The sequence below is a fragment of the Micromonospora sp. NPDC005215 genome, from assembly GCF_040607915.1.
Taxonomy (GTDB): Bacteria; Actinomycetota; Actinomycetes; order Mycobacteriales; family Micromonosporaceae; genus Micromonospora.
Genome location: NZ_JBEXHQ010000020.1, coordinates 1 through 11,440, shown reverse-complemented (window position 1 = coordinate 11,440; position 11,440 = coordinate 1). Strand labels below are relative to the sequence as shown.

The 11,440-nt window shown below is 66.9% G+C and carries 11 protein-coding genes and 1 pseudogene; 5 read left to right on the top strand and 7 right to left on the bottom strand.

Going from position 1 to position 11,440, the window contains the following annotated elements; all coding sequences use genetic code 11:
- Positions 1-362: 362 nt before the first annotated feature.
- The 7 genes from fxlM to ABZU25_RS16835 all read right to left on the bottom strand — a co-directional run bounded on the left by fxlM (position 363) and on the right by ABZU25_RS16835 (position 6,118).
- The gene (gene fxlM, locus ABZU25_RS16865; protein WP_355030248.1) at positions 363-1,670 is read right to left on the bottom strand and encodes a methyltransferase, FxLD system; all 1,308 of its coding nucleotides are present in this window, start codon (positions 1,668-1,670) and stop codon (positions 363-365) included.
- Positions 1,671-1,732: 62 nt separating this feature from the next.
- Positions 1,733-2,254 carry a GNAT family N-acetyltransferase gene (locus ABZU25_RS16860; RefSeq protein WP_355030247.1) on the bottom strand — a complete coding sequence of 174 codons (522 nt, stop codon included), beginning with the start codon at positions 2,252-2,254 and terminating at the stop codon, positions 1,733-1,735.
- A 158-nt stretch (positions 2,255-2,412) separates the two neighbouring features.
- The gene (locus ABZU25_RS16855) at positions 2,413-3,075 is read right to left on the bottom strand and encodes a GNAT family N-acetyltransferase (RefSeq protein ID WP_355030246.1); all 663 of its coding nucleotides are present in this window, start codon (positions 3,073-3,075) and stop codon (positions 2,413-2,415) included.
- A 17-nt stretch (positions 3,076-3,092) separates the two neighbouring features.
- Complete coding sequence (locus tag ABZU25_RS16850; protein WP_355030245.1) at positions 3,093-4,586, bottom strand: APC family permease; 1,494 nt, start codon at positions 4,584-4,586, stop codon at positions 3,093-3,095.
- 38 nt (positions 4,587-4,624) lie between these two features.
- Complete coding sequence (locus ABZU25_RS16845; RefSeq protein ID WP_355030244.1) at positions 4,625-5,287, bottom strand: GPP34 family phosphoprotein; 663 nt, start codon at positions 5,285-5,287, stop codon at positions 4,625-4,627.
- Between the two features lie 301 nt (positions 5,288-5,588).
- A complete protein-coding gene (locus ABZU25_RS16840; RefSeq protein ID WP_355030243.1) occupies positions 5,589-5,864 on the bottom strand; it encodes a hypothetical protein in 276 nt (91 codons plus the stop codon).
- Positions 5,861-6,118, bottom strand: a complete 258-nt coding sequence (locus ABZU25_RS16835; protein ID WP_355030242.1) for a hypothetical protein — start codon at positions 6,116-6,118, stop codon at positions 5,861-5,863. The genes ABZU25_RS16840 and ABZU25_RS16835 overlap by 4 nt, the downstream gene beginning before the upstream one ends.
- A 392-nt stretch (positions 6,119-6,510) precedes the next feature.
- On the opposite strand from ABZU25_RS16835, the gene ABZU25_RS16830 reads away from it, so the two are divergent.
- The 5 genes and pseudogenes from ABZU25_RS16830 to ABZU25_RS16810 all read left to right on the top strand — a co-directional run bounded on the left by ABZU25_RS16830 (position 6,511) and on the right by ABZU25_RS16810 (position 11,349).
- Positions 6,511-7,437 carry a helix-turn-helix transcriptional regulator gene (locus ABZU25_RS16830; protein WP_355030241.1) on the top strand — a complete coding sequence of 309 codons (927 nt, stop codon included), beginning with the start codon at positions 6,511-6,513 and terminating at the stop codon, positions 7,435-7,437.
- On the top strand, positions 7,434-7,628 hold the full coding sequence (locus ABZU25_RS16825) for a DUF397 domain-containing protein (RefSeq protein WP_355030240.1): 195 nt from the start codon (positions 7,434-7,436) through the stop codon (positions 7,626-7,628). The genes ABZU25_RS16830 and ABZU25_RS16825 overlap by 4 nt, the downstream gene beginning before the upstream one ends.
- Before the next feature lie 380 nt (positions 7,629-8,008).
- Positions 8,009-9,160, top strand: coding sequence for a hypothetical protein (locus tag ABZU25_RS16820; RefSeq protein ID WP_355030239.1), 1,152 nt, complete (start codon positions 8,009-8,011; stop codon positions 9,158-9,160).
- A complete protein-coding gene (gene ribD / locus ABZU25_RS16815; protein WP_355030238.1) occupies positions 9,160-10,044 on the top strand; it encodes a bifunctional diaminohydroxyphosphoribosylaminopyrimidine deaminase/5-amino-6-(5-phosphoribosylamino)uracil reductase RibD in 885 nt (294 codons plus the stop codon). Before ABZU25_RS16820 ends, ribD begins: the two co-directional genes overlap by 1 nt.
- 412 nt (positions 10,045-10,456) lie before the next feature.
- Positions 10,457-11,349, top strand: a pseudogene (locus ABZU25_RS16810) (IS5 family transposase).
- Positions 11,350-11,440 lie beyond the last annotated feature (91 nt).

Sequence of the window (11,440 nt, the reverse complement as noted above, 5' to 3'; positions counted from 1 at the left end):
CCGCCGCCGAACCCACGCGCCGGCCAGAGGTGGTTAAGGCTCGCGCTCGACGAGCGGTACCCCGATGAACCGCCGAAAATCGTCGATTGCCGGCCACGCGAGGTCCGGGTGGGCCGCGACCCGGGACCTGGCCTGCACGAGCCGTTCGACCGGCGGACCGCCCGAGACGGGGCCGAGCGCGGTCACAGTGGACCCCGGATCCTCGACGAAGGTCCGCAGCTAAACATCCTCTCCGCCGCTTTCTCGCCCGGCGCGGCCGGTCAGACCACGCAGGTCGTCGACGCGGGTGGATTAAGGAGCCGGATGGGCCGTTGTCAGGCGACGAGCGGGAAGCGTCGCAAGGGCGGTGTCCGGATCCACGTTCATTGCCAGGCGACGGTGATGGGGTGGTGCGGGCGGGCGAGGAGGAAGCGTCCAACCGAAGGGTCCGCTTCAGCGTGGGCGTCGGGTATCTCGAAGCAGACTCTGCGGGAACGGTAGCTGGCATGCCACGTTCGGATCTCCTCGCTGACGTGGTGCGCGAGGTCGCGCCCGTTGGGTCCGTGGCCGATGACGCCCACCTCGTACCGTCTGCTGCCGTCCGGCCTGGCCAGGGCCAGCCTGGTCGTGAGGTAAGCGATGTCCGCGCCGCGAGTGGTCGCCATCGCGCCCCACTGGAACATCGGCGCGACGGCGCCGCGTTGGATTGCCGTGGGCTGCACGTTCATCCGCATGATGGCGCTGTCGAGGCGGCAGGCCAGCCAAAGGTCCATCCACTCGTACGGCTCCATCCGCGAGAAGAACACGTCGGTCCAGATCTTGCGGCGCTCGGTTTCGAGTACGCCGGCGAGTTCTGTGGCGCCGACTTGCTGATCTCTGTGCACCTGCAGGATCACGTCCTGCTCGGGGGTGAGGACGACGATTCGGCGGGCGTCGTCGCCGATGCCGCGCAGCGGCATGAACACGGCCAACTCGCTGCCCTGATCGCGCCACCCGCCGTCGTACCTTTCGAAAATGATCGAACGCGAGGCGGCGCCGCGCAGGCGGAGCGGCACGACGAGTCGTCCATCGGGGGCGAGCTGCTTCAACCAAGCGGTCGGCGTCTCGTAGGCGCCGACGGCGGCGATGATCCGGTCGTACGGGGCGCCCTCGGGGTGGCCGAGCGCCGCGTCGCCGTGCACCACGTCCACATTGGCAACGCCAGCGGTGGCAAGGTGTTTGCGCGCACCCTCAACGAGGTCCTCGTCGACGTCGATCGTGACGACACGTCCGCTGTCACCGACGACGGCCGCCAGGAGGGCAGCGTTGTAGCCAGTGCCGGCCCCGGCTTCCATGATCCGCTGACCGGGGCGTACGTCGAGTTGTTCGAGCATCATGGCCACGATCCGCGGCTGCGAGGCCGCGCTGATCGAGGTGCCACGGGTGTCGGTCTTGGTGTAGACGGGCTCGTCGGCGTACGCCTGCTCCAGCGGCACCCCGGGCAGGAACAGGTGCCGCGGGGTCCCGCGCATCGCGGCCTCGACGCCGGGCGTGCGAATGATCTTTTCGGCGCACAGCTCGTCGATGAGGTCGGTTCGCAGGTCGGAGGCCTCACGAAGCGTGGTCACTCGCCCGACGCTAACCCTCGCGGACGTGGATTCTGGGATCGACACGATGCTCCTCCTTGCGCTCCGGACGACGACGATCCCCACCGCGAGTGCGGCGAGGGGAAGTGCCCACACGTGTTAGTCGCCGACGCACCACGAGGGGCGTGTCAGTTGGCCGTCTCGCTTCGCCGTTGGCTCGCTTCAGCCGCCGCAGTCGGAGTCTCCCCGTTTCGGCCGACGTGGCCGGATCGGGCTGCGCGCGGGGTGACACGGCGTAGTGGCCAGAGTCGTGGTCCGCTTGGCAGATGCAGGGGCAGCCCGGCGACGTAGCCGTGGAAGAGCAGGAAGTCGCGGGCCATCTCGGTTGTCACTACTAAGTCGACCGGCAGCCCGAACTGGTCGACGACCTGGTGGTGACGGGCGAGTAGTTCGCTGCCACGGCCCTGCCCCCGGCGGTCTCGCGCCACGTATAGCCATGCCAACCAGTGATGCGGCGCGTCGGACCGGTAGCTGTTTACCAGGGCGTTGAGCTGCTGAAATCGGGGCAACGCTCTTCTCGTGAAGGTACTTAGGTGGTGATCCGACAAGACCGGCGTGTCGTCGGCCGGATGCCGGCGCCAGACCGCGACACCGCTCATGTCCAGCAGCACATCGACATCGCCCCAGTCGACCGCGTGGTCGACTTCCATCGCCAAGACCCCTTGAAACACGGACCGCCGCTCGGCTGGGTCGGGTACCAGCCATTCGGCGACCGGGTCGTTGGCGAGGGCCTGGGACAGCATGGCGGCGATAGCGGCGACATCCCCGGGTCGCCCCGGTCGTACGAGTGGAGTGGTCGCTGCGGAGGTCACAGGGACCGCCGGCGCGACAGCGGTCCGCTCGCGGGGAAGCCGGCCGGCGCTGGGGCCTCTGGCTGTCCGCGCCACATCCGCCAGATTGTCGGCCCGGCGGTAGGCAGGATCAGCGGTGGCCCGGCACGGTACCCGAGTCGGACGTACAGGTCGCGATTGCGAAGGTTACTTGCCTCCAGGTACGCAGGAATGCCGAGTGCGTCGAGCTGGCGGTGGTAATGGCCGAGCATCGCGGCGCCCACGCCGTGGCCTTGCTGCTCCGGGCTGACCGCGACGTAGGCGAGGTAATGATGCGGCTCGCCTGGGTGAAAAGCCTCGAACACCGCATCGAGAAGGGCGAACCTTGCTGCGTAAACCCCGGTGGCCTCTTCCAAGGCTGGTTGGTATTCCAGCGAGCCTTTGGGCGGTGGTTCAACGCGGGGGTACCAGATCGCGACTGCGGACAGGTCTGCGGTGGTGTCGACGTGGCCGTTTTCGAGGCCGTGGTTCAGGACCAGCTCGAAGTACCGGCGGTAGACGGCGCGGCGATCGTTGGCCTCAGGGACCAGCCAGTCGGCTACCTGCCCGTCCAAGAATGCCTCGACGAGGACGGCGATGAGGGGTGCCGCATCGCTGTGGGTTGCCTGGCGCACGGTCACGGTAGTGCTGATGTCGGTCATGGTCACTCCTGCTCGGGTCAGGCCGGCTGGCGGATGGCGTCAGTTCCGCGCAGAGACGCGGTGGCGCTCTCCGCACCGAGGCCGATGGCGTCGTAGACGTCCGGCTTGGCAGCGCGAAGGATCAGCGCCCAGGTCGCGCCGATAAGGGCGACGGTGGCGTACGTGGTCGGGAAGAGCCAGCGCAGCGGCGAGTGCGGCTGAACGCCGAGGAGGGTGTCGAACTCCTGCACAGTGACAGCCAGGATCGCCGCCAGCGCGATCGTGGCGATCAGCGGCGCGACGACGGCCCGCCAGGCCCCCTCGGTGTGTCTGATCCGGGCGAAGAAGCCGATCACCGCGGCAGAGGTCACGGTCATCAGGGCCAGGACGCCGAGGCCACCGGTCACCGTGACCCAGAAGAAGAGATGCACGATCGGGTCGGCGTTCGCCACCGCGTAGCCGACGAGTACGGCCACGGCGACGACGCTCTGGATGATCGAACCGACCTTCGGTGCGCCGGTGCGGTGGCTGGTCCGACCCAGCGCGGCGGGGAGCACCCGCTCACGCCCGAGGGCGAACAGGTACCGGGCCACGGTGTGGTGAAACGACAGCAGCGCGGCGAACAGACTGGTGATGAAGAGGACGCGGCCGATCGTGACGACGCTCGTGCCGAGGTGCGGCGAGACGAGGTTGAAGATCAGATCGGTCCCGTCCGCGCGGGCGGCTCCCACGATCCTGTCAGGACCGGTGGCCACGGACATGGCCCACGCCGACAGGCCGTAGAGCAGACCGGTGATCGCCACGGTGATGTACGTGGCACGCGGTACGGTCCGGCGCGGGTCCTTGGTCTCCTCGCTGAAGACGACGGTGCCTTCGAAACCGACGAAGCCCGTGATCGCGGTGACCAATGCGGCGCCGATGCCGGCGGCGAAGATGTGCGACGGGGCGAGGGTGTCGAAGGTGACCGTCCCGCTGGCGGGGTGGCCGACCATGACCGCGTCGAAGACGAGGGCGACGGCGCACTCGGCGATGAGCATGACTGCCAGGACCTTGCCGTTCAGGTCGATGCGCAGTAGACCGAGAACGGCGACGGCGGCCCAGGCGATCAGGGCACACAGCCACCAAGTGGTGTTCCAGCCGTACTGGCTCTGCAGGAACTGGGCGAGGACCGCGCCGAACCCGCCGTACAGGCCGATTTGCATGGCGTTGTAGGCCAGTAGCGCGACCATGGCTGCGGCGACGCCGGCCGGGCGGCCGAGTCCCCGGGTGACATAGGTGTAGAAGGCGCCGGCGTTGACGATCCGCCGGGACATGGCGACGTAGCCGACCGCGAACAAGGCGAGCACAGCTGCGACGACCAGGTACGACACGGGGATACCTGGCACACCGGTAACGGCGTACCCGGTGGTTGCTCCGCCGGCGATGACGGTGAGTGGCGCGGCTGCGGCGATCACGAAGAACACCACGGAGGGGATTCCGAGTCGGCCGCGTGCCAGGACAGCTGTGACCGTGTCAGGTTTCGAGTGGGGCATGGTTCTCTTCCGCCTTAGGGGTGGCTTGTGAACGCACGTCAGGAGGTGCGGTGGCTGAGAACGCCGGCGCCGATGACGCTGCTGAGGTCGGCGAGGAGGTCGCGTAGCGGTAGCCACGATTGGTTGACCAGTTGGCGTAGGTGCGCGTAAGCGCTGTACGGCGCTCCGTCGAGCAGGGCTGTGTCCAGTTGGGTATGCAGCGTCAGGCCGGCAAGTGCAATGTCGAAGTGGTCGAGCTGCCGGTAGTTGCGGACCTGCTGCGACAGTCGTGCCCACGACCAGGCAGCAGTGTTGATGTCGGTCGGCACGTAGACGGTGCGCTGTCGCCAGAGCCGGCTGACCTGCTGCTGTTGAAGAAGCCCGACCTGCCACATGCGGGTGGCGATCTGCTCGTAGGCGGTGGTGGCCAGAAACGTCAGCCACGTTCGCGTGTCGGTGTGGTGCGGCTGCGCGATCAACCGGTCGAGGACGAGGTGTTGCAGCCAATCCCTCGGCGGGATTGTCTGGAGGACTTGGACCTTCCCGTGCTCGAACGTGATGCGGCGTTCGTAGTAGAGCTCGATGAGTAGCGCGGCGGCGAGGCCCGAGGCCAGTGCCCTATCGAAGAGGCGTGGCCGGCCAGTCTGGTCGTCGTGCGCAATGTAGAAGAATTCGTCGGCGATGCGAGGGGTGACTGCGGCAGCAGTACCGATTGCTCTCACCGGCCGACGGGGCGGTGCCGGGTCGTTGTGGGCGCTGGTGGCCTGCTCATCGGCTGCGCCGAGGGGTCTGTTCACCGCGGCCCGCCTCTGGAAGGTGAGTTGTCGGCGGTGGGAAGGAGCCCGAGCTGACAGAGGAGGCGCCGCCCCCCGGCGTGGTGGGTGAGCTCCTCAATCGCCCAGGTGAGCTGTTGGCATTCGTTGTCATTGCAGTGGAAGCAGGTGCCGTCGTCCACATGCTGGAGCACCGTCCGTCGGGCCGACTCGAACCGGTCGACGGGGCGGGAGCTTTCGTTGGTGCCGGTCACGGCGTCGGCGCAATCCGGCGCAGCGCGGCGACGCTGACGCGTAGCTCCATACAGGGCGGGTGTAGGTCATCCTTGGGGTAGTCGCATTGGGGTCGGTGGCCGCGTACCCACACCCACTCTTCGCTGAGGTGCGCGAGGTCGGTGCGGAGCCAGGCGACGACGACGTCGACGTGCGTACCAGGGGTCAGGTCCCGGCCGAAAGACCAATCGTCGGGACCAAGCCTCAGCAACGCCCCGGGCTCGGCGGTTGGCAGATTGCCGGGGACGCTCATGGCGCGGGCTTCTCGTCGCCATGAGGCCTGGAGCGGATCTGCGCATCGGCAGGCGCCCGATCAAGACCGGCCCAGAAGGCACGGTTCTCCGCAGCGAGCTGCCGGGGCGAGGGTTGGTTCGGGCCGGCCCCGCCGGTCCGGTTCCATCCGCTTTGATGACCGAACAGCGTCGCCGCGCCTTCGCAGTCGATGCCGAACGGTCGGTACTGCCGATCGTCCTGGGCCGGGACGAACCACTTGATTCGTTTCGCCACCGTCATCTCCCCTCACTCGGTGGTGCGCGGCCGGACCCTCCCCGGCCCTGGCCGCGCACCTGTCCGGCGGGTGCAGGGACCGTCTCGCGTGGGGGACGTGACGGGCCCTGCACCCTGCTCGACCGGGTAGTGTCGTAGCAGGCACCTGCCCCCGCCGGGTCTCGGCGATCGAGCAACCACCATGTGGGCTGTGGCCCACCGGCGGATAATTGATTGCGAATTAACGGTCACGGATTGCTGTGCGACTGGGAATGCCGACTTCTGGTCCGACCTCGTGTACCGACCTCCGGTCCGACCGCCCGCTGAGCTGCGCACTCATGGCTGGGTCGCCACCACCGCCAAGATCTATTAGCCGTTTGTCGGGGTTACATTGAGATCACCGAGCCGGCCGTGTGGGCCGACTGGCTGAGACGAAGCCGTGGAGGCCGCCGGTGAGCAGACCCAGTCCGTACGTTCGGCGACGATGGCTTGGACGCGAGATCAGACGCCTGCGTAACGAGCACGGGCTGGCCGCTGAACCACTCGCGCGCGCCGTTGGGTTCCCGCGACAACAGCTCAGTGCCGTGGAGAATGGGCGCCTCGGCCCCGACATCGATCTGGTCAGCGCGATATGTGACTACCTGGCCGTCGGCGCCAATCGGCGGACGGCCATCATGGACGCGGCGACCGATGGCTGGGCTCAGGGCTGGTGGATGGCCGACGCGGAGCAAATGGGTGCCCGGCAGGCCGCCTACGCCGACCTGGAGAGCGGCACCAAAACCATCACCGAGTACGCCCTGGCGCTGGTGCCCGGGCTGCTCCAGACAACGGCGTTTGCCAATGCCCGGCTGCGGAGTGACCCTGCCCGTCACGCCGAGACCTTCGACCCTGCCGCAGCGGTCACTGCCCGGGCGTACCGGCAGCAACTGCTGCTGGCCGTTGACGGGCCACGCTACGACGTCGTGCTCGACGAAATCGCGATCCGACGCTGCGCCGCCGACCCACACATCGTCGCCGACCAGCTCCGGCACATCGTCGCCGTCTGCGCTGCACACCCAACCGTGACCGTCCGGGTGCTACCGATCGACGCCTCTATCAAGGGCCACAGCGCGCCCAGGTCCGCGTACTCGATCTACCGCTATCGCGACACGCCGGACTCCGTGGCTGTCGCCGCCGACACGCTCACGAGTGATCTGATTTACACCGAGCCGGATGAGGTCCAGCCTTATCTGAGCCTGCACAGCCGGCTGAAGGCCGCGGCGCTTGCACCCGACATCAGCATCCATCTGCTCCGTGTCGCGGCGCAGGACCTATCACCGATCGAAGGAGTTTCCGCATGACCTCGCGATACTTGAGGTGGCGCAAATCCGCCCACAGCGACGATGGCAACTGCGTCGAGCTCGCTAACGCCGTCGACGGCACCGTCGGCGTACGAGACTCGAAGGACATCACCGGTCCGATACTGGAATTCCGACCCGAAACTTGGAGCGCGTTCACTGGCGGCATCCGGGCCGGCAAGTTCAGCCGTTGACCCTGTCCAGAGTGCGCTGCAGCGGCATAGGGTGTGGCTCGACCTTCGCATCGAGGGCTTGATCCCAACGGAACCGTGGCCCTCTGGGCCCGATGTTGGCATCCTGGACATCGAATCCACATGGCTCGAGTAGCCGACCAGCAGCAGCGAAGCACCCGCTACGGGTGGACGTGAAAGGGGGAGCCGGTGTCACGTCATCCCGATACCGTTGTCGAACTCGGTCGGCAGCCCAGAGGTGACGGCGACGAAGGTCTCGGCCTTCACCTGCGAACGTGCCGGGACCGGTAATGCCCCGCCACCCGGATACGGTAATCAGCCCGAACACCCTGCTCAGCGGCGCCCGCCGGCGTCTAGCCTCACCTCGGCGCCCAGGGCAATCCATGTCGCGCAGCGAGCTGGCCGACGCCGTCAACGCCGCTCTTGACCGGCTCTACCCCGGTAGGGTCCTCACCGCCCACTACGTCGACTCGCGCTGGATCGGCAAGCTCGAACGCGGCGAGCACCGTTGGCCCAGCGAAGAGCGTCGCGCTGCCCTCCGCCACGTTCTCGGTGCCGCCAGCGACGGTCAACTCGACCTCTACAGCCCGCGGCGTACCGACGTCACCAGCACCGCCAGTCACGGCACTGGTCAACCGATGCCGGGGAGCTGGGATGAGACGATCTATCAGCTACGGGCGCAGTGGCACCTGTTGGTACAGAACGACAAGCTGTTCGGGCCGCAGTACGCGTTGATCGGGGTCACAGCACAGCTCACGCTGCTCGACCGGCTCCTCAACGAGGCGCCATCGCCGATCCGCCCCAGCCTCGTACGCCTCGCTGCCCAGTACGGCGAGTCGGCGGCATGGTTGAACCACTCCCTCAACGACGCGCCATCCGCCCAGCAGTGGACCCGTAAGGCGCTCACCTGGGCGGAGCAGATTGCTGATCCGACAATGACGGCCTGGGCGACGTACCGCAGCAGCCAGCACTGGCTTAACGCCGGGAAGCCGCACCGCGCCGTGGAAGAGGCTGAAGCCGCAATGCTCCAAGACAAGAAGGTGCCCAGCCCGGTGCGGGCGGCACTTCGCGTCCAGCATGCCCATGCGCTTGCGACCGTTGGCGAGCACCGCAAGGCCATGCGGCTTCTGGACAGCGCGCACGACTGGGCGGCGGACCGCCGTCCAGGTAAGCCTGAAGGCGAGCACGCCTCCTACTGCACGAGTGGCTACATCGAGGTTCACCGAGGCACCTGCCTGAGGATCGGGCGCCGGCCGAATGAGGCCATCGCGGTTCTCGATGCCGCGCTGCCGTCGATCCCGTCGCTTCACCGGCAGGACTTCACTGCAGCCCTTCTGACCAAAGCGGCAGCCCATGTAGCGGCTGACCAACCTGAGCAAGCTGCTGCCACGGCCCACATCGCGCTACCGATCGCCCGCCGAGCAGGCTCGCGCCGGATCCTGCACCAACTCGGCCAGATCGGCTCTGCTGTTGACGAGCACCGTCACCTAGCCGACGTTCGTGCGTTCCTCGATGACCTTGTGGAGACTGTCTGATGGCGTCAGACCTTGAGCTGTCTGCGATGCGGCATGCCATCACCCTCTCCGCCTTTGGGCTGGGCACTACAAGCCCGAACCCGCCCGTCGGGTGCGTGATCCTGGATCACCACGGAACGGTAGTTGGGGCGGGCTTTCACCGCCGCAAAGGAGAGCCGCACGCCGAAGCAAACGCCCTCAATGCAGCGGGAGATGCGGCTCGCGGCGGTACGGCTGTCGTCACGCTTGAACCTTGCAACCACGTCGGCGTCACGCCAGCTTGTCGCCAGGAGCTGATCAACGCCGGCGTCTCTCGGGTGGTCATCGCCGTCATGGACCCAACGTCCCGTGGTGAAGGTGGCGCCTCGATGCTCGCGGCCGCGGGTGTCGAGGTCGAGACCGACGTGTTGCGCGACGAAGCCCTGACCGTCCTTGAGCCGTGGCTGACCGCGACCGTGCGCCGTAGGCCGTACCTGACTTGGGCGTTCGCAGCAGAGGGCCGACATCAATCGGCGGCGGAAGAACGTCTTCTGCTCGACCTTCGCGCGAATGCTGACCTCGTCATCGCGGGCAAGATCCTCGACGAGGGCATTCCAGGAGGCCACACTAGCGCGTACTTCGCGCTGCCTAGCGATATCGATATTGGCGCTGGCTTCTCCCAGTGGCTGTCAGCTGCCTACGAAGGCGGCGCACGCCGCGTACTTGTAGTTGATCACGAGCAGGGTGCCGCGCTGCGACCGCGCCTGCACGCCGTCGACGAGCTCGTCGTCGCTATGCCGCGAACTGATCCGTCTCAAGCGCTGGAAGTGGTCCATTCCGACCTCATGCCGATCGGCTTCCGACTGGTCGAAGTCGCGGCTCACAAGTACGGATTGACGGCCCGCATGCGATGCTCCCGCGTGTAGCGCGGGATAGGGCTCATCCGGTCATCTGCTGATCAGTTGCGCTGTGACCCAGCAGGCGCGAACCAAGCATGTGATTTTAGGGGCCACGACACCCGTCGTATCGAAATAAGCATTGGATCAAAAGTGCATGTGGGGTCCGACGGCAGGCGTGGAGATCAAATTCTCGAGCCGCGATCCGCGCTGTGCTGGCGAGATCCGGGCTTGTCAAGCTGTGAGACTACGCCGCACTGACGTCGGTTTGGAGTGCGCTCCAGCAGCGGCAGCAGTCACACCAGCCGGTTTCCGGCCGGGCAAACAAGCCCGTCAGCAGAGCCCCTGTGTAGGGGCGCGACATTCGACGTGCAGTCGGACCTGACCGAGGACTGTCTAGGTTCTGTCTCGCGGATCATGAATCTCGCTCGTTAGGCCTTTTGTGGCACGAGGAGATCTGACGAACCACGAGTGGGCTGTGCTGGCGCCGCTGCTGCCGGCGCAGCCCGTTCGGGGTAACCAGTGGCGTGATCATCGGCAGGTCATCAACGCGATTTGCTGGGTCAAGCGGACCGGTTCGTCATGGCGTGACCTGCCCGAACGGTATGGGCCATGGAAGACCGCGTACCAACGGTTTCGCCGCTGGGCGGCCGACGGCACCTGGGCCAGCCTGAAGGCTCACGTCATCGCGTTGGCCGAACTCGATGACGACATCGACTGGGACGCCCAGGTCGACGCCACCATCGTGCGTACCCATCAGCACGCGGTAGGTGCCCGAAAAGGGGGCTGAGCAGTACCGACGCGCGGGCAGCGCAAGCCATCGGCCGGTCCCGCGGCGGACTGACCACGAAGATCCACACCCTGGCCGACGGACGTGGCCGCTCTCTGGCTACCCGCATCACTCCAGGTCAGGCTGCCGACACCCAGCAATTGATCCCACTGCTCGACCAGGTCCGGGTACCCAGACCCGGCCAGGTCGGCAGACCACGCAAGCGACCTGACTCAGTCACCGGCGACAAGGCGTACTCCTCGCGAGCGAACCGCAAAGCCCTGCGGGACAAAGGCATCACCACCGTCATCCCCGAGCCCAACGATCAGATCGCCAACCGGAAGCGGCGAGGACGACGCGGCGGCCGACCGCCAACCTTCGACCCCACCGCCTACAAGCGCCGCAACCAGGTCGAACGCGGCTTCAACCGACGCAAACACTGGCGCGGCCTCGCCACCCGCTACGACAAGCTCGGCTCTCACTTCCAGGCCACCCTTGACCTGGTCGAAACCCTTGACTGGCTACGCGCCGTCCCCGACCACCAAGATCTACGAGACAGAACCTAGTAGTGCTTTGTTAGGTCGGCGTGTCGTGGGGTCATCGGAGTCGTCCGGGTAGTTCGATGTTGCGGTGACTCCTGATGAGCTTTCGGTTGTG